Source organism: Actinomycetospora sp. CA-053990 (genome assembly GCF_050948445.1).
Classification (GTDB): Bacteria; Actinomycetota; Actinomycetes; order Mycobacteriales; family Pseudonocardiaceae; genus Actinomycetospora; species Actinomycetospora callitridis.
Map to the genome: position 1 here is coordinate 201,866 of NZ_CP192043.1, position 16,489 is coordinate 218,354.

The 16,489-nt window shown below is 73.1% G+C and carries 19 protein-coding genes; 16 read left to right on the forward strand and 3 right to left on the reverse strand.

All coding sequences use genetic code 11. The features are described 5' to 3' along the window. Positions 1–48: 48 nt before the first annotated feature. Entirely contained in the window at positions 49–426 is a 378-nt protein-coding gene (locus ACQPYN_RS01010; protein ID WP_274196922.1) for a hypothetical protein, read from the forward strand. Between the two features lie 19 nt (positions 427–445). On the opposite strand, the gene ACQPYN_RS01015 is transcribed toward ACQPYN_RS01010, so the two are convergent. The 3 genes from ACQPYN_RS01015 to ACQPYN_RS01025 form a co-directional block, all read right to left on the reverse strand. Further along, a complete protein-coding gene (locus tag ACQPYN_RS01015; RefSeq protein WP_433032225.1) occupies positions 446–2,062 on the reverse strand; it encodes a peptide chain release factor 3 in 1,617 nt (538 codons plus the stop codon). Between the two features lie 52 nt (positions 2,063–2,114). Further along, positions 2,115–3,083 carry a TIGR03557 family F420-dependent LLM class oxidoreductase gene (locus tag ACQPYN_RS01020; protein WP_433032228.1) on the reverse strand — a complete coding sequence of 323 codons (969 nt, stop codon included), beginning with the start codon at positions 3,081–3,083 and terminating at the stop codon, positions 2,115–2,117. A 203-nt stretch (positions 3,084–3,286) separates the two neighbouring features. Beyond that, a complete protein-coding gene (locus ACQPYN_RS01025; protein WP_274196925.1) occupies positions 3,287–3,577 on the reverse strand; it encodes a PASTA domain-containing protein in 291 nt (96 codons plus the stop codon). Positions 3,578–3,957: 380 nt separating this feature from the next. Between ACQPYN_RS01025 and ACQPYN_RS01030 the strand changes: the two genes are divergently transcribed. From ACQPYN_RS01030 to ACQPYN_RS01100, 15 genes are all read left to right on the forward strand, one after another. Continuing rightward, a complete protein-coding gene (locus ACQPYN_RS01030) occupies positions 3,958–5,226 on the forward strand; it encodes an alpha/beta hydrolase (protein ID WP_433032233.1) in 1,269 nt (422 codons plus the stop codon). A 172-nt stretch (positions 5,227–5,398) separates the two neighbouring features. Continuing rightward, positions 5,399–6,691, forward strand: a complete 1,293-nt coding sequence (nhaA, locus tag ACQPYN_RS01035; protein WP_433032236.1) for a Na+/H+ antiporter NhaA — start codon at positions 5,399–5,401, stop codon at positions 6,689–6,691. 126 nt (positions 6,692–6,817) lie between these two features. Beyond that, the gene (locus tag ACQPYN_RS01040) at positions 6,818–7,903 is read left to right on the forward strand and encodes a ParA family protein (RefSeq protein ID WP_433032239.1); all 1,086 of its coding nucleotides are present in this window, start codon (positions 6,818–6,820) and stop codon (positions 7,901–7,903) included. After that, the gene (locus tag ACQPYN_RS01045) at positions 7,900–8,631 is read left to right on the forward strand and encodes a PadR family transcriptional regulator (protein ID WP_433032242.1); all 732 of its coding nucleotides are present in this window, start codon (positions 7,900–7,902) and stop codon (positions 8,629–8,631) included. Before ACQPYN_RS01040 ends, ACQPYN_RS01045 begins: the two co-directional genes overlap by 4 nt. 448 nt (positions 8,632–9,079) lie before the next feature. Further along, on the forward strand, positions 9,080–9,994 hold the full coding sequence (locus ACQPYN_RS01050) for a hypothetical protein (protein WP_433032245.1): 915 nt from the start codon (positions 9,080–9,082) through the stop codon (positions 9,992–9,994). Further along, positions 9,987–11,261 carry an SRPBCC family protein gene (locus tag ACQPYN_RS01055; RefSeq protein WP_433032248.1) on the forward strand — a complete coding sequence of 425 codons (1,275 nt, stop codon included), beginning with the start codon at positions 9,987–9,989 and terminating at the stop codon, positions 11,259–11,261. The genes ACQPYN_RS01050 and ACQPYN_RS01055 overlap by 8 nt, the downstream gene beginning before the upstream one ends. Positions 11,262–11,344: 83 nt before the next feature. After that, the gene (gene gvpJ, locus ACQPYN_RS01060) at positions 11,345–11,728 is read left to right on the forward strand and encodes a gas vesicle protein GvpJ (RefSeq protein WP_274187273.1); all 384 of its coding nucleotides are present in this window, start codon (positions 11,345–11,347) and stop codon (positions 11,726–11,728) included. Positions 11,729–11,738: 10 nt separating this feature from the next. Further along, on the forward strand, positions 11,739–12,545 hold the full coding sequence (locus ACQPYN_RS01065) for a GvpL/GvpF family gas vesicle protein (RefSeq protein ID WP_433032252.1): 807 nt from the start codon (positions 11,739–11,741) through the stop codon (positions 12,543–12,545). Between the two features lie 14 nt (positions 12,546–12,559). After that, positions 12,560–12,793, forward strand: coding sequence for a gas vesicle protein GvpG (locus ACQPYN_RS01070; RefSeq protein ID WP_433032255.1), 234 nt, complete (start codon positions 12,560–12,562; stop codon positions 12,791–12,793). Further along, the gene (gvpO, locus tag ACQPYN_RS01075; protein WP_433032258.1) at positions 12,790–13,941 is read left to right on the forward strand and encodes a gas vesicle protein GvpO; all 1,152 of its coding nucleotides are present in this window, start codon (positions 12,790–12,792) and stop codon (positions 13,939–13,941) included. The genes ACQPYN_RS01070 and gvpO overlap by 4 nt, the downstream gene beginning before the upstream one ends. Positions 13,942–13,981: 40 nt before the next feature. After that, positions 13,982–14,533 carry a gas vesicle protein gene (locus ACQPYN_RS01080; protein ID WP_433032261.1) on the forward strand — a complete coding sequence of 184 codons (552 nt, stop codon included), beginning with the start codon at positions 13,982–13,984 and terminating at the stop codon, positions 14,531–14,533. Beyond that, positions 14,530–15,312, forward strand: a complete 783-nt coding sequence (locus tag ACQPYN_RS01085; protein WP_433032264.1) for a GvpL/GvpF family gas vesicle protein — start codon at positions 14,530–14,532, stop codon at positions 15,310–15,312. Before ACQPYN_RS01080 ends, ACQPYN_RS01085 begins: the two co-directional genes overlap by 4 nt. Then, positions 15,309–15,617 carry a gas vesicle protein gene (locus ACQPYN_RS01090; RefSeq protein WP_433032267.1) on the forward strand — a complete coding sequence of 103 codons (309 nt, stop codon included), beginning with the start codon at positions 15,309–15,311 and terminating at the stop codon, positions 15,615–15,617. The genes ACQPYN_RS01085 and ACQPYN_RS01090 overlap by 4 nt, the downstream gene beginning before the upstream one ends. Continuing rightward, the gene (locus tag ACQPYN_RS01095; RefSeq protein WP_274196936.1) at positions 15,610–15,897 is read left to right on the forward strand and encodes a gas vesicle protein K; all 288 of its coding nucleotides are present in this window, start codon (positions 15,610–15,612) and stop codon (positions 15,895–15,897) included. The genes ACQPYN_RS01090 and ACQPYN_RS01095 overlap by 8 nt, the downstream gene beginning before the upstream one ends. Before the next feature lie 65 nt (positions 15,898–15,962). Then, positions 15,963–16,460 carry an Asp23/Gls24 family envelope stress response protein gene (locus tag ACQPYN_RS01100; RefSeq protein ID WP_433032271.1) on the forward strand — a complete coding sequence of 166 codons (498 nt, stop codon included), beginning with the start codon at positions 15,963–15,965 and terminating at the stop codon, positions 16,458–16,460. The last annotated feature ends 29 nt before the right edge of the window (positions 16,461–16,489 follow it).

The window sequence follows — 16,489 nt, forward strand, 5'->3', positions numbered from 1 at the left end:
CGCCGCACCCGCGGCGCCCGGCACGCCCGCGCACGAGGCAGGTGACACATGGCGGTCCAGCTCCGCATCACCGCGGACGGCGTCGTCGTGCGCTTCACCGGCTCGGACCGCGTCTGGGCGTGCTGTCGCGGGGTCTACCTGCCGCTGAGCCGCGTGCTGCTCGCGCGTCCGATGAAGCGCCGTGACGCGGTGTCGGCGAGCCCGCGCGTGCACCTGCCCGGCGTGAGCGTGCCGCGCGTGCTGCGGGCGGGGTCGTACGGCGTCGGCGAGCGCCGGCAGCTGTGGATGGTGCGCCGGGCCGACGAGCTCCTCGCGATCTACCTGCGCGGCGATCCGTACCACCGGATCGTCGTCGAGGTCCCGGACCCCGAGACCACCAGCAAGACGATCAACGAGGCGCTGCCCCCGCGTCGGCTGCCCGCCTGACGCTTCCAGAGCGTGTGGCTCAGAGCGTGTCGGCCACCAGCGGCGCGAGCAGCAGGTCCGGGTTGTTCTGCGCCACGGCCTGCAGGCGCCACTTGTGCGGGAAGAGCGCGAGGAGCTCCCCGTCGATCCGGCGCGTCAGCACCTCGATGCCGACGGCGCCCTTGAGGGTCTCGACGCCGGCGGCGTCCGTGCGCCGGGCGATCTGGTAGTCGAGACGGTCGAGCTTCACCGGCGCGCCGAACTCGTCGGCCAGCCGCGCCGAGACCACCTCGAACTGCAGCGGGCCGACCGCGGCCAGCACCGGGGCCTGGTCGCCGCGCAGGTCCGAGGACAGCACCTGGATGACGCCCTCGGAGTCGAGCTGCTCGATGCCCTTGCGGAACTGCTTGGTCTTCGACATGTCCGCCACCCGGCAGACGCTGAAGTGCTCGGGGGCGAAGCTCGGGATCGTCGGGAACGTGACCGGGTCCTCGGCCCAGAGCGTGTCGCCCGGGCGCAGCGCGGTGGCGTTGACCAGCCCCACGATGTCGCCCGGGAACGCCTCCTCGATGGTCGAGCGGTCGCGGCCGAACATCGCCTGCGCGTACTTGGTGGCGAACGGGCGCCCCGTGGCGTCGTGGGTGAGCACCATGCCGCGCTCGAAGCGACCCGAGCAGATGCGCACGAACGCCACCCGGTCGCGGTGCGACTTGTCCATCGACGCCTGCACCTTGAACACGAGGCCCGAGAACGGCGCGTCGACGGGCCGGAGCTCGCCCTTCTGGTCGGGGCGCGCGCCGGGCGGCGGGGCCAGCTCCACCAGCGCGTCGAGCAGGCGGGCGACGCCGATGTTCGACAGCGCGGATCCGAACATGACCGGCGTCGCGCTGCCGGAGTGGAACGCCTCGGCGTCGAACTCGGCGCCGATCTCGTCGAGCAGCTCGAGCTCCTCGGTGGCGCGCTCCCAGTCCGCGCCCTCCTCGGCCGCGGCGCGCTCGGCGTCGAGGACCTCGACGGTCGCCTTCGACGCGCCGTGCGCGGCGCGGGTGAAGCGGTGCATCGTGCCGTCGGCGCGCTCGACCAGCCCGTGCAGGTCCCCGGCGATCCCGACCGGCCACGTGATCGGCATGGGGCGCAGACCGATCGTCTGCTCCACCTCGTCGAGCAGCTCGAGCGGCTCGCGGCCCGGGCGGTCCCACTTGTTGACGAACGTCAGCACGGGCACGCCGCGGTCGCGGCAGACGTCGAAGAGCTTGAGGGTCTGCGGCTCGAGGCCCTTGGCGGCGTCGAGGAGCATCACCGCGGCGTCGACGGCGGCGAGCACGCGGTAGGTGTCCTCGGAGAAGTCGCCGTGGCCCGGGGTGTCCAGGAGGTTGATCACCTGGTCGCGGTAGGCGAACTGGAGCACCGCCGAGGTCACCGAGATGCCGCGCTCGCGCTCCATGTCCATCCAGTCGGACGTGACGCCGCGCCGGCCGCCCTTGCCGTGCACCGCCCCGGCCGCCGAGATCACCTCGGCGTGCAGGGCCAGCGCCTCGGTGAGAGTGGACTTTCCGGCGTCCGGGTGGCTGATCACCGCGAACGTGCGGCGTCGCTGCGCCTGCGTCCCGGGGTCCTCGGCACCCTCGACACCGGCTGCGGCGGTCACCGCGGTCATCGCACTCCTCCTCCGGGGCCGTCACGGCCCACCGTCGAGGGTACGACCGCGCTCAGGACGAGGGACGCAGCGCCCGCAGCGGCTCGGCGAGCTCGGTCGCGAAGTGGTCGAAGAACCCGTCGACGTCGGTGCCGGCGTTGATGAGCGCGAGGTGGTCGTACCCGGCGTCCACGAACGGCTGCGCGGCGGCGAGGTGCGTGGCGACCTCGGGCCCGCACCCGAACGCCCGGCGCATGTCCTCGGTGGTGACGTAGGCGGTCGCCGCGTCGAAGTTCACGGGATTCGGCAGCTCGGACTGCACCTTCCAGCCGGTGACCCCGAAGCGGAACAGCCGCCGCGCCGACTCGGCCCCCTCCTGCTCGGTGGGCGCGTACGCGATCGGCACCTCGGTGTAGCGCGGGCCCGTCCCGCCGGCGGCGGTGAACGCCTCGATGAGATCGGTGCGCGGCTCGGTGGTGAAGATCCCGTCGCCGAGCTCGGCGGCGAGCGTAGAGGCGCGGGCGCCGCCGGTGGCGACGACGATCGGGGGCAGCGTGTCGGGCAGGTCGAACACCCGCGCGTCCTCGAGCGTCAGGTGCTTGCCCTCGTAGGTCTGGTAGCCCCCCTGCCAGAGCAGGCGGATGATCTCCAGCGACTCCCGGAACATCTGGTGCCGCACGTGCACGGCGGGCCAGCCCTGCCCGACGACGTGCTCGTTGAGCCGCTCACCCGACCCGACGCCGAGGGTGAAGCGGCCGTCCGCGAGCAGCTGGGTCGTCGCCGCGGCCTGGGCGATGATCGCCGGGTGGTAGCGGATGAACGGGCAGGTCACGCCCGTCGCCAGCTCGATGCGCTCGGTCTTCGCCGCCATCGCGGCGAGCATCGACCACGCGAAGCCCGAGTGCTGCTGCTCGGAGACCCACGGGTGGTAGTGGTCGGAGATCTCGACGAAGTCGAAGCCTGCCTCCTCGGCGCGCACGCACTGGCGCACCATCTCGGTCGGCGAGTAGGCCTCGGCGATGAGCTTGTAGCCGATTCTCACGACGGACACCTCCGGACGACAGCGATGGCTCCGGCCGTGGTTCCCGGTCGCGCGTCCTCGTACCCGGAGGGCGATCTCCGCGGATCTGTCCGGTGGGCGTAACGCCCGACCGGGCACGGACGAACTACCCGGTGGCCCCGCGGGGTCGTCGGACCCCCGACCCGACGATCCCGCGGGCCTTCACCGCTTCTCCGGGGCGCGCCCTAGTTCGCGCCGGCGCCGTCCAGCGGCTTGTCCGGCTGGACCCGCGGCATGTTGCCGCCGCCCCCTCCGCCGCCGCCCGAGTCGGGCTCCACCCAGATCGTCACGGCCTCGCCGGCCGGCACCCGCGTGCCGGCCTCGGGCTGCTGGGCCGTCACCGTGCCCTCGACCGTGGGCGGGGTGTCCGGGTCGGGATCGATCGCGACGACCCGGGCGGCCATGGCCACCTCGTGTGCCTGCGCGGCCGGGAGCCCCACGAGCGCGGGCACGAGCACGAGCTCGGGTGTCCTCATGCTGGGAAGGTAGCCAGCGCAGGGTGGGCGGGCCAGCACGGTGGGTCCGGGTCGGAGGGCGCCGGCCGGGAACGGAGCCCTGCGTGGCTGCGACGAGCGGACGGGCATGATGGGCCGCTCGGCCCAGCCGGACCGACCCCGAGCAGGAGAACACATGACGCAGCAGCACGAAGCGGAGCGGTCGTGCCGCGCGGTCGTGCGGGGTCTCCTCGTCGTCGGTGCCGCGGCGCTGGCCCTGTCGGGGTGCGCCCGGGCCCCGGAGCCGGCGGTGCCGCCGATCCCGCTGAGCTCCTCGGCGCCCGTGGCCGCCCCCACCCCCGTCCGGACGGGGGCCCGGCCCGGCCTTCACCCCGTGCCGCGGCGACCTCGAGTGCGCGACCGTGCCGGTGCCGGTCGACTACGCGAACCCCACCGGGCCCACGACACCGATCGCCATCGCGCGCCGGCCCGCGGCGAACCCCGCCGCCAAGCTGGGCGTGCTCCTGGTCAACCCCGGGGGCCCGGGCGGCTCGGGCATCGAGCTCGTCCAGGCCGGGGTGCTCCCGCGCGAGGTGACCGACCGCTTCGACGTGATCGGCTTCGACCCGCGCGGCGTCGGCGACAGCACCGGGCTGCAGTGCCCGCTGGGCCCCGAGACGCCGTACCTGGCCGATCCGGACCCGGGCGACCCCGCGGACGAGGCGGCCACGAACGACGCGGTCGACCGCTACGACGCCGCCTGCGGCCAGCGCTACCGCGACCTCCTGCCCCACCTCGGGACGCGCAACGTCGCCCGCGACATGGATCGCATCCGCGAGGCCCTGGGCGAGGAGCGGATCAACTATCTGGGCTTCTCCTACGGGACGTCGATCGGGCAGACGTACGCGCAGCTCTTCCCGACACGGCTGCGGGCGATCGTGCTCGACGGCGTCGTCGACGTGACGAAGCCGGGGCTGGACTCGGCGCAGGCCGAGAGCTTCGAGAACTCCCTGCGCCAGTTCGACGCCGCGTGCCGGACCGATCCGACGTGCCCCGTGCGGGCCGACCCGATCGGCACCCTCGACCGGGTGCGTGCCCGCGTCACCGCCGCGCCGCTGCCCGTCGCCGGCACGAGCCCGCTCTCGGCGGGGCTGCTCGAGATCGGCGTCGTCTACCCGCTCTACAGCCAGGACAGCTGGCCCCAGCTCGCCCAGGCCCTCGCGGCGGCCGACCGGGGCGACGGCGCCCCCCTGCGCTCGCTGGCCACCGCCTACTTCCGCGGCAGCAACTCCGACACCTACAACGCCGTGACGTGCCTGGACAACGCCTGGCCGACCGAGGACCAGCAGGTGCTCGCGGCGGCCCGCGTCACCGAGTCCCGCGCGCCGCACTTCTCCGGCAACGTGCTCGTCAGCGGCCTGACCTGCTCCGACTGGCCCGCACCCCAGCAGCCACTGACCCCGCTGGAGAACTACGCGGGCCCGCCGATGCTGATCCTCGGGACGACGAACGACCCGGCCACGCCGTACCAGAACAGCGTCGCGCTCTCCCAGCGCGTGCCCGGCTCGGCGTTGCTGACCTACCGCGGCGAGGGCCACACCGTCTACACCAACGGCGTCCCGTGCGTCGACGACACCGTCAACCGCTACCTCCTCGAGGGCGTCCTACCCCCGCCGAACACGGTTTGTTAGTACGGCTGTGTCGGCGGCGGACCGTCGCTGACGTCCAGTGCCCGATCAGGGGAGCACGCCGATAGGGCCACGCACTCGATCGTCGGGCGGGCGGTCGCTGTGACGTAGGGTCAACCGCGGTGCGCCGGGAAGTCTGGTCGGCAGTCCCTGACGTCTGCCCGCCGGAGGAACCGTGGCTCGGTCGTCCCCCCTCTTCGCCCGCGGCTCCTGGCCGGAGACGGCGCGCATCGCGGACATCCTGCGCCGCGAGACCGTCGGCGGCGTCCTGCTCGTCGCGGCCGCGGCGCTCGCGCTGCTCTGGGCCAACTCGCCGTGGCGGGACGCGTACACGGCGCTGTCGCAGGTCCAGATCGGCCCGGCGTCACTCCATCTCGACCTGACCCTCGCCACCTGGGCCGCCGACGGCCTGCTGGCGATCTTCTTCTTCGTCGCGGGCCTCGAGCTCAAGCGCGAGTTCGTCGCCGGCGACCTCCGCGAGCCGTCGCGGGCGCTGCTGCCGGTGGCGGCCGCGGTCGGCGGCATGATCGCGCCCGCCCTGATCTACGCCGCGATCAACCTCGGCGGACCGGGGGCCGCGGGTTGGGCGATCCCGACCGCCACCGACATCGCGTTCGCGCTCTCGGTGCTCGCCCTCATCGGCTCCTGCCTGCCCGACGCGCTGCGCACCTTCCTGCTCACGCTCGCCGTGGTGGACGACCTGCTCGCCATCACGATCATCGCGCTCTTCTACACCGACCAGCTCGCGTTCGTGCCGCTGCTGCTGGCGCTGCTGCCGCTCGGGGCGTTCACGGTCCTCGTCCAGCGGCGGGTGCGGTCGTGGTGGCTGCTGCTCCCGCTCGCCGCCCTGACGTGGGTGCTCGTGCACGAGTCCGGCGTGCACGCGACCGTCGCCGGGGTGCTGCTGGGCTTCGCCGTGCCGGTGGTCCGGCGGCGGGAGGGCCCCGGACCCGGGCTCGCCGAGCACTTCGAGCACCGCTGGCGACCGCTCTCCGCCGGGGTGGCGGTGCCGATCTTCGCGTTCTTCGCGTCCGGGGTGACCGTCGTCGGCGGCGGGCTCGGCGCGGCGTTCACGGACGCGATCACCATCGGCATCATCGCCGGGCTGGTGGCCGGCAAGACCGTCGGCATCATGGGCGCGACGTGGCTCGTCCAGCGGCTGACGCGGGCGCGGCTGGCCGACGAGCTGGCCTGGAGCGACGTCCTCGGGCTCTCGCTGCTCGCCGGGATCGGGTTCACCGTCTCCCTCCTCATCGGGGAGCTGGCGTTCGGCACCGGCAGCGGCGCGGACGACCACGTGAAGATCGGCGTCCTGACGGCCTCGCTGGTCGCCGCCGTGCTCGCCACGGGCGTGCTGCGGTACCGCAACGGCGTGCACCGGCGGATCCACGAGCGCGAGCGGGTCGACACCGACCACGACGATGTGCCCGACGTCTACGAGGACGACACGCGCGAGCGCGACGCGTGACAGCCCCCTCGCCTGCCGTAGCCGACTGGGCCGACAGCGTGAGTTCCTGCCGCCGTGCGGCCCCAAGAGGCTCTGGACGCCCGTGTCGGCCTTGCCGGGGCACGGGTCGGGACGCACCCTCGCCGCATGACCGGACCGGCGGGCCGCGCCTCCCGCAACGCCACCCGCCGCCGCCGAGGCGCGGGGAGGGACCGCGCGGGCGGTGACCGCACGGGCGGGCCGACGCCCGTCGTCGTCGGCGTCGAGGACGCGGCGACCACGACCGACCCGGACACGGACGCGCTGACGCGGACGATCGCCATGGTCAACGACAAGGGCGGGGTCGGGAAGACCTCGCTCGTCGCCAACCTCGCCGGGCAGTTCGCCGCGGCCGGCTACCGGTGCCTGCTCGTCGACCTCAACCGCCAGGCGAACCTCGCCGACGACCTCGGGTTCCGCGACGGGCCGATCGACGACCACGGCGCGGGCCTGCTCATGAGCATCGTGGCGGGCTCGCCGCTGCGCCCGACCGAGGGCGTCCGCCCCGGCCTCGACGTCGTACCCGGTGGCGCCCGCCTCGTGGACCTCGTGCCGTTGATGGTCTCCCGGGTCCAGGAGCAGGGACGGGAGGCGTTCCGGGCCCTCGCGACCGTGCTCGCGCCGGTGGCCGGCGACTACGACCTCGTCTTCGTCGACTGCCCGCCCGAGACGACGATCCTCACCGACCTCGCGCTCACCGCCGCCCGGTGGGTGCTCATGCCGACGAAGTCGGACGGCGGCGGCCTGGTCGGCATGCGCCTGGTCGGGGAGCGCTTCGCGCTCGCCCGCGAGCAGAACCCCGACCTCGGCCTGCTCGGCGCCGTGCTCTTCGCCACCGGGTCGCGCTCGCGCGTCGTGCACGCCGAGCTCCGCGAGGCGATGGAGCGCGCCTTCGGCGGCCAGTCGCCGCTGTTCACCACCTCGATCCGCCACGCGGAGCGCACCGCGCAGGACGCCCGGCGCCTCGGCCGGCTCGCCCACGAGCTCGAGCAGGAGGTGGCCGCGCAGCCCGCGTGGTGGGCGGCCCTGCGGGAGGGGACCTCGAAGACCTCGTCCGGGCGCCGCCTGTCCCCGACCGCCGCGAGCGTGGCGGGTGACTACCGCGACCTCGGGGTCGAGCTCCTGACCCTCCTGCGCGCTGCCGAGGAGACCACGACCGCGGACCACCGCCCCGAGCAGGAGGCCACCTCGTGACCGCCGATTTCCGGATGACCAGCGACGACGAGCAGCCGCCCGACCTCAGCGACGCGTTCGGGCGGTCGGCGACGGCGAGCCTGCGCGGACTCCTGCCCCCGCGCCCCCGCCGGAGCTCCGAGCAGGATGAGGCCGAGGGCACCGGGACGGGGTCCCCCGAGATTCCGGCGCAGGAAGCGCGCCACGCCGCCGTCGTGCCCCTCACCGTGCGGACCCCCGTGCCCGACGAGGCCGGGGAGTCCGGATCCGAGTCCGAGACCGGGTCCGAGACCGAGGCCGACACGCCGAACGACGTCCCCCCGGCGCCCCCGCCCGCCGACGTCCCACCGGCCCCACCCGCCCCCCGCGGCGCACGCCGCTCGGCGCGCGCGTCGGGGAGCACCGCGGGCACCGCCAACCGGCGGTGGGGGTCGGTCCGGATGGCGTCGCAGGAGCACGTCGAGCTGTTGGTGCTGGTCACGTTGCGTCGCGGCCCGGCCAGCGGGCGGGAGCTCGCGGAGCGGCTCCGGGCGGACAGCGGAGGCGGCCTCGCGCCACCTCCTACCACGATTCAGAAAACCCTCCATCACCTCGCCCGGCACGGTCTCGTCGAGCTCGGGGCCGACACCGAACGGCGGCGCTACCGTCTGACCGAGCTGGGCATGCGGATCGTCCGTGCGCGCGTGCGGGCGTGGCGATCGCTGCGGCGTGCGGTGGACCGGGTGCTGGACGCCGCCGACGAGGGCTGACCTGCGTCTCCGTCGAGCGCGGAGCAACATGTCGACGCATCGGGCCGCACGGTGTTTGGGCTGTGCTGCCCAAGCGCGCAGAGCTGGCGGCCGAGACCGAACCCCCGTATGGTGCAGATCACTGCCGAGTGTCACCAAGGTGGCGGTCGACATGACCCTTCGTGATCGCACGGTCACGCACGCACCCAGCGCATCCGGTCGATCACATACCGACGTCTCGTTCATTCAGAAAGAGCGAACGGGCGCAGATGTTTGAAGCACGAGAACGACACCCGAATGCGCGATCACCCTTCGTGCTCTGGTGATCACGAATTGGGTCGAACGGCCCATCGCAGATTTGATCTTACCGGTCTAGCGCAATCCGGAAGCACGCGATGTAATGTCCGGCTCCGTAGGCGGCGGGCCGTGGTCCACCGCACAGGCGGACCAATCCATTCGGAGGTGCACGGTGCCCGGAACCGGCCTGAAATTGGCCCTCGCGGTCATCGGCGGCTATCTACTCGGTCGTACGAAGAAGATGAAGCTCGCCATCATGTTCGGCGCTGCGCTGGCCGGGAAGAAGATCTCCACCGATCCCGCCCAGCTGTTGGGGCAGGCCTCGAAACTGATCCAGGCGTCACCGGAGCTCCAAAAGCTCGACGGTGCTGTGCGGGGTCGGCTGCTCGAGGCCGGCAAGGACGCGGCGCTGGCCGTCGCGAGCTCGCGCATGGAGGCCCTCACCGACAACCTGGTCAACCGGGTCGAGAACCTCGGCAAGCCGGCCGCGGACGCGGCGGGTGCGGCGACGCAGGCCGCCGGCCAGACCGCGGGTGCCGCCGGTGACGCCGTCGGCCAGGCCGGTGGCGCTGTCGGCGACGTGGCCGGGACGGCCGGGTCGGCCGTCGGAGGCGCGGTCGGCGGTGCCGGCGGCGCGGTCGGCAAGGCCGCGCGCGGTGGACGTCGTCGCAAGGCGGCTGCCGCCGAGGAGCCGGTCGACGACGGCGTGGACGCCGCCGACGAGATCGAGGACGTCGAGGATTTCGACGACGTCGACGACACGGAGGAGTCCGAGTCGGACGAGGCCGTGGCCGAGACCGAGGAGGCCGACGAGCCCGAGGAGGCCCCCTCGCGGGCCCCGTCGCGCCGCCGGGCCTCGCGTCCGCCGTCGACATCGAAGAGCTCCGGCAGCAGCTCGTCGAGCAGCGGCTCGACCAGCAGCGACACAGGCCAGGAGCGTCGCAAGCGGTCGTCGTCGGGCTCGTCGTCGGACGACAGTGCGAACCGCACCAGCAACGGCTCGACGCGTCGGACGTCGTCGGGGTCGCGCAGCAAGGCCACCGCCGGCTCCGGCTCGCGCCGTGGATCGGGGAAGCGCGATGACTGAGTCCACGACCGATCCGCGGGCGGCCTCGAACGGCCAGGTCCCGCACGACGAGGACAGCGGGTCCGGCTCGTCGATCACCGACGTGCTGCCCGTCGACCGTCTCAAGCAGGCGGCGCAGACGCTGCTGAAGACGGCCACCGACAAGGCGGTCAACGCCGCTCTCGACCAGGTCGAGGGCCTGACCGGCAAGCTCACCGACGTCGCCGGGAACCCGGGCAACCTCGGTGCCGTGTTCGGCGGTGGGTCGGGCGATGACGACGACTCGTCGGGCGGCGGCATCGGCGGAGCGATCAAGAGCGGTCTCTCGACGGTGAAGGACAAGGCGCTGGGGGCGGTCGGTCTCGGCGGCGGAGACGACGACGAGGGCGACGAGGACGGCAGCGGCGGCGGTGGCGGAGGCAGCTCCGACAGCGGCCGCGGCAAGTTCAAGTTCATGAACATCTACGAGGTCCAGGACGTCGGGGTCCCGCTGCGCGTGGCTTACGACCAGTGGACCCAGATGGCCGACTTCCCGAGCTTCATGAAGAAGGTCGAGACGGTCAATCAGGAGTCCGACGAGAAGGTCGTCTGGACCGCAAAGGTGTTCTGGTCGCGTCGTTCCTGGGAGACGACTATCCGCGAACAGGTGCCGGATAGCCACATTCTGTGGGTGTCGTCGGGCGCCAAGGGCCACGCGGACGGGATCGTGACGTTCAGCGAACTGGCGCCGAACCTCACGCGCATCGTTCTGATCATGGAGTACTACCCGCAGGGCTTCTTCGAGAAGACCGGGAATCTGTGGCGGGCGGTCGGACGTCGTGCCCGGCTCGAGTTCAAGCACTTCTGCCGTCACGTCATGATGGACACGCTGATCAACCGCGAGGAACTCGAGGGCTGGCGCGGCGAGATCCGCGACAGCGAGGTCGTCAAGACCCACGAGGAAGCCCTCGAGGAGGAGCAGCGGGCGGCCGAGGAGGACGAGGAGCTCGAGGACTCCGAGGACACCGAGGACGGCGAGCTCGCCGACGAGGACCTCGACGAGGACGAGGACGTCGACGACGACCTCGTGGCCGAGGACGAGGACGCCGACGAGGACCTCGACGAGCTCGAGGACGAGGCGGACGAGGACGAGCTCGACGACGAACTCGACGACGAGGCCGAGGAGGACGTCGACGACGACCTCCCGGAGGACGCCGAGGACGAGGCCGAAGCCCCTGCCGAGGAAGCCCCCGCCGAGGAGGACGACCGCCCGCGTCGTCGCTCGCGGCGCCAGCGCACCCCGGCCTGATCGACGGCCGATCGACGCCCACGACGGGTCCCGGTCTCCGGGGCCCGTCGTGGGCGATCCGCACAGGGAGGAAGTGAGACAGCGTGACGATCAGCCAGCAATCGGGCGGCGGCGTCCAGAAGGCGCCCCAGGGCGGGCTCGCCGAGGTCCTCGACCTCATCCTCGACAAGGGCCTCGTGATCGACGCCTTCGTGAAGGTGTCGCTGGTCGGCATCGAGCTGATCACCATCGACGCCCGGATCGTCGTGGCGAGTGTCGACACCTATCTGAAGTTCGCCGAGGCCACCAACCGCCTCGACCTGCACCAGAAGGGTGGCAAGGACCTCGGGGAGTTCATGGGCGGCCTCACCGAGGGCGCCACCGAGGGCGGCGCGAAGGGCAAGACCAAGGGGGTGCTCGACGCCGGCAAGGAGAAGTGGGACGAGGTCCGCGGCGAGCGCCAGCAGAGCAAGCGCGAGAAGGCATGAGGGGGCCGAGGTGACCACGACGGAGGACTCCACCAAGTCCCGGAGCACGACCCGCGGGTCCTACATCTACGGCATCGTCCCGGCGGGGATGCGCATCCCCGACGGGCTCGAGCCGATCCCGCACGGTGACGAGGACGGCGAGCTGGGTCTCGTCACCGAGGGCGAGCTGGCGGCCGTCGTCAGCGACGTCTCGGCCGACCGCCCCCTGGGCACCCGGCGCGACCTGATGGCGCACGAGGCCGTCCTCAACGCGATCGCGCAGGAGGTGCCGGTCCTCCCCATGCGTTTCGGGGCGGTCGTCACCGACGACGACGCGGTCGCCGACGAGCTGCTGAAGCCGCACCAGGACTACTTCCTGCGCGCGCTCGACCAGCTCCGCGGCCACCTCGAGTTCCGGCTGCGCGGCGACTACAACCAGGACGTCATCCTCACCCGCATCGTCGAGTCCGATCCCCGCATCCAGCAGCTGCGGGAGAAGATCGCCGGGGTCGACGAGGACGCGAGCTACTACGACCGCATCCAGCTCGGCGAGTCGATCTCGAAGGCGATGGACCAGCTGCGGCAGGAGGACGCGCAGGCCACGGTCGACGCGCTCTCGAAGTTCGCGGTGGCCACCGAGGTCAAGGAGGCGGGCGGCGAGAACGGGGCCGTGCACCTGGCGTTCCTCGTGAAGACCGACGGGCGTGACGATTTCGAGCAGGCCGTCGACGACCTGGGCAACGCCTGGGCCGGGCGGGTCGAGCTGCGGCTCATCGGGCCCACGGCGGCCTTCGACTTCCTGCCCGAGTTCGAAGCGCCCCCCGAAGCCCAGGCCTGAGGGGCCGGCGCATCGTGGGTTTCTTCACCGAGCTCCTGCTCCTGCCCCTCGCCCCGGTCCGTGGGGTGGCCTGGGTCGGCGAGAAGATCGCCGACCAGGTCGACCACCAGATGAACGACCCCGGCGTCATCCGCGCGCAGATCGACGAGCTGGACGCCGCGTTCGACCGCGGTGAGATCAGCGAGGACGAACGGGACGAGCAGCAGACCGTCCTGCTGCAGCGCCTCGTAGGTGGGGGTGGCGCGTGACGCGGTCCGCCGACGTCACCGAGGACGACGACGCCCCGCGCGTCACCGATCAGGAACGACCCCGCCGCCGGCGTTCGTCGGCGTCCGGGGATTCCGGGGAGGACGCGCCGAAGCGACGCCGGTCGAACGGGGACGCGACCCCCTCGGAGTCCTCCGAGTCGGCCGGATCGGCCGAGGAGAAGCCGCGTCGCCGGCGCCGGACGTCCGAGACGTCGTCCGGCTCGGACGAGGAACGTCCTCGCAGGCGTCGTCGCCCGGAGGGCGAGGCGGAGGGCGAGCGGCCGCGACGTCGTCGGACGTCGGAGGCCTCGACCGGTGCCGACGAGGAGCGCCCGAAGCGCCGCCGCACGTCGGAGGCGTCGAGCGGCTCGGACGAGGAGCGCCCGAAGCGGCGCCGGACGTCGGAGGCGGCGGCCGGCTCGGACGAGGAGCGCCCGAAGCGCCGCCGGACGTCGAACGGCGGGAACGGCACCGCGGGCTCGGACGACGAGCGCCCGCGCCGTCGCCGCCGGACCGAGGAGAACGGCGAAGCGGCCCCCGACCAGGACCGACCCCGTCGTCGTCGCCGACCCGCTGCCGACGATGCGCCGGCGGACTCCGGTGGGGGCGAGGAGCGTCCGCGCCGACGGCGCCGTCCGGAAGGCGAGCAGGAGCGACCCCGCCGCCGCCGAGCGGAGGACACCTCCGACGACGCTCCTGACGACACCCCGGACGACGCTGCCGAGGACGCGGCCGAACCGGAGGAGATCGAGGAGCCGGAGGACCTGGACGACGCCGAGGACCTCGACGACGCCGAGGACCTCGACGAGCCCGACGACGTCGACGAGCCCGAGGACGTCGAGGAACCCGAGCCCGAACCGGAAGCCGAGCCCGAACCGGCGCCCAAGAAGCCCATCCCCGCTCGCAAGATCGCCCGCTTCGCGGCCGAGCAGGTGATGGAGATGAGCGGCAAGGAGAGCGAGTCGATCACTTCGGTGCGCCGCACGGACGAGGGCTACGTCGTGGGCCTGGAGGTGGTGGAGAGCCACCGCATCCCCGAGTCCACGGACATCCTGGCGATCTACGAGGCCGAGATGGACGAGGACGGCGAGCTGATCAGCTACAAACGGCTGAAGCGCTACACACGGGGTCGCGGCGACGACGAGTGACGGCCCGCCGCGACCCGGGGGGACACGAGAGGGAGTGACCATGAGCGACCCGGTGCGCTGGACCGGGCAGATGCCGTCCGCCCCGAACCAGGCCGGCGGCCGCCAGCCGGCGGCCCAGGGCGGCGGGGGCGACGGCACGAACCTCGCGGACATCCTCGAGCGGGTCCTCGACAAGGGCATCGTCATCGCCGGGGACGTCCAGATCAACCTGCTCGACATCGAGCTGCTGACGATCAAGCTCCGGCTCATCGTGGCGTCCGTCGACCGCGCCAAGGAGATGGGCATCGACTGGTGGGAGCGCGACCCCACCCTCTCCTCGGGACACAGCGAGCTCGAACAGGAGAACCGCCGCCTGCGGGAGCGCCTCGAGGCGCTGGAGGGCCGCAACGGGCAGGCGGCCCTCGAGGGTGACGACGAGCCCGACGACGTCGAGGACGGGGGCGACGACGCCGAGCTGGTGGACGCCGAGATCGTCGACGACACCGAGGAGCCCGAACCCGAACCCCAGCCCGCGCGGCGGCCGAAGCAGACGGCCCGACAGGGCGGCGGGGGGAAGGCCGCACCGCGCCGACGTCGGAAGGCGGAGGAATGAGCGACACGCTGACCTACGTCTACGCCGTCGCCCGCGACGTCGCCCCCGCCGCCGTGGCGGGGCTCGAGGGACTCGGGGGACGTCCCGTCCGAACGGTCGAGCACGGCGGCGTGACGGCCGTGGTGAGCGACGCCGACCGCGCGGAGTTCCAGGAGCGGGCGCTCGAGGAGCGCCTCGAGGACCTCGAGTGGCTGGCCGCGACCGCCCGGGCGCACCACCACGTCGTCGACACCCTCGGGCGCGACCACCTCGTGGCGCCGCTCGGGCTGGCGACGGTGTACTTCGACGACGAGCGGGTGCGGGCGGTGCTCGAGGAGAGCGCCGAGACCTTCTCCGCGGTGCTCGACCGTCTCGACGGACGCGCCGAGTGGGGACTCAAGGTCTACGCCCGCAAGGGCCGCCCGGACGCGGCCGGGCCGGAGGCCGAGAAGCCGCGGTCGGGCGCGGACTATCTCCGTCGGCGCCGCAAGGCCCTGCGCGAGGGCGACACGACGCTCGAGGACGCCCGCCAGGCCGCCGCCGAGGTGGACGCGGTCGCGTCGGCCCTCGCGGCCGCCACCCGGAGCCACCGCCTGCAGGACGCGCAGCTCTCCGGGCAGTCCGACCCGATGGTCCTCAACCAGGCCTACCTGCTGCCGGTCGAGCGGGCCGACGAGCTCCGCGCCGTCGTCGCCTCCTACCAGGACCACCCGAACATGCGGGTCGAGCTCACCGGGCCCTGGGTCCCCTACTCCTTCGCCGCCGCCGCCAGCTCGTCCTCGGAGGGATCGGCGCCGTGACGGGCCCGTCCTCGGGAGAGCTCGAGCCACGGGCGACGTCGCTGTTCGGGGACGAGGAGGTCGCGCTCGTCGACCTGCTCGACCGGCTGCTCGCCGGCGGCGTGGTGCTCGTCGGCGACCTGACGATCTCGCTCGCCGGGGTCGACCTCGTGCGCATCTCGCTCCGGGCCCTGGTCATGTCGATCGCGCCGGTGGAGCGGCAGGGCACGCTGGCGGAGCGGGCCGAGCGGGGCGACACGCCGCGGAACGGATCCGCCGCGCCGAGGGCCCTGACGGCCCGGGAGCTGGAGCCGGGCGATGAGTGAGCGGGCGAACCGCATCGAGATCGACAAGGACGAGGTCCGCCGGGACCTCATGAAGCTGGTGCTCACGATCGTCGAGCTGCTGCGCCAGCTCATGGAGCGGCAGGCGATCCGGCGCGTCGACCAGGGCGACCTCACCGAGCAGGAGGAGGAGGACCTCGGCACCTCGCTGATGCTGCTGGCGGAGGCGATGGACGAGCTCACCGAGCAGTTCGGGCTCACCGCGGACGACCTCAACCTGGATCTCGGACCGCTGGGCCCGCTCCTGCCGCGCGACCGCTGACCGCCCTGCCCGATCGTGCGGGCGCGATCGGACTCCGCCCGCACCAGGCGGGGTACTCGGGGCACATGACCAGCGCTCAACGTCCGAGCAGCACCCCCTCCAGCCCCACGCCGACGGCCACGTCGGTCGGGGGCGCCGGCGCCGTCGGTGACCCGACCGCCGTCGACGGCACCACCGAGGTGCTGCCCTCGGTGGTGCAGAAGGTGACGGCGTTCTCGGCGCGCGAGATCCCGGGTGTCGTCGCCCTGGGAGCCAGCTCCTCCCGCGCCGTCGGGGCCGTGCGCCAGACGCTCACGGGCAGCACCGAGAACACCGCGGGTGTGCGCGTCGAGCTCGAGAACCAGACGGCCCGCATCGGGCTGGACGTCGAGATCGAGTACGGCGTCGGGGCGCGCGAGCTCGTGCGCGCGCTGCGTCGCCACGTGCCGAAGGCCGTCGAGGAGATCGCCGGCGTCACCGTCGTCGAGCTCAACGTCGTCATCACCGACGTGCACCTGCCCGGAGGCGACGACCCCGACGCCGGCGTGGCGCCGCCGCCCCCGCCGCCCGCCGCGACGCTCTAGCGGCCCCCGCGCCGGGAGGGCGGGCCCGG